This is a genomic window from Priestia sp. SIMBA_032 (assembly GCF_046535215.1).
Taxonomy (GTDB): Bacteria; Bacillota; Bacilli; order Bacillales; family Bacillaceae_H; genus Priestia; species Priestia aryabhattai.
In genome coordinates this window covers 1-767 of sequence record NZ_JAWRXD010000073.1, presented here as the reverse complement: position 1 = coordinate 767, position 767 = coordinate 1, and the positions used below count along the sequence as shown (strand labels likewise).

Below are 767 nucleotides of genomic sequence, written 5' to 3'. Positions count from 1 at the left end.
GGAGCGTGCTCGAAATTACATTCGCCAACCTCGGCGAGACGATGGGAATATCACGATCCGAAAGGGCACAAGTCTCCCGCCCGTCAAAGCTGTTGAAGACGCCTCTGCACAACTCCAAGTCCTACGCGGCTTGCTTAAGGACATCTGACCCTTAGCCAACGGCAGCTATGGGTCGATAGCTGCTGGTCGAAGATGACCGCTATCGACCCAAAGCAATCGTTCCTCAAAACGACACACGGCCAAAGCCAAATCCATTTACCTAAGAAAGAGCAGGCTCACTCAGGAAGGAAATGCCTCAAAACGGCAAGCCGCAATCAAATGCTTGACGCGTTCCTGCTCTTTGGATACGAGATACACATCGATGAGGCCCTGCGCATCTACGTTGTCAGCTGGATCAACAAATATGTAATCGGCACGCATATTTGATGAGGGACTGTTGAGGCGCACGTCCTCTTGAGGCAACATCCGGTAGGCACACCATCTTTTTCCGTCTAATCCAATTCGAATTTCGGGGCGAGGCTCTACCCTGGCGTAAAAGTTGAAATGGACAAACGATTGCACGCCGTAGTGGCGTATCTGCTGCTTCATGAACGCTCCTTGCTCATTGGGAATAAATGCGTCCGTAAGAATACCTCAGGTCATTACTGATAAGTAAGTCATAAACCGTGCATTGCCGTGTTCATGGACTTGTCTAAATATCTCTATTGCAGTTGTTCTCCATCAAGGGCTGCTTTGAGTCGTTAGCCGTAGCGGGTCGAGAGGCCGCT

Annotated in this window: 1 protein-coding gene; it reads right to left on the bottom strand. The window is 50.5% G+C overall.

The window, feature by feature from the left end:
- Positions 1–279 precede the first annotated feature (279 nt).
- The gene (locus tag SB717_RS33360) at positions 280–588 is read right to left on the bottom strand and encodes a hypothetical protein (protein ID WP_410907070.1); all 309 of its coding nucleotides are present in this window, start codon (positions 586–588) and stop codon (positions 280–282) included.
- Between the last annotated feature and the right edge of the window lie 179 nt (positions 589–767).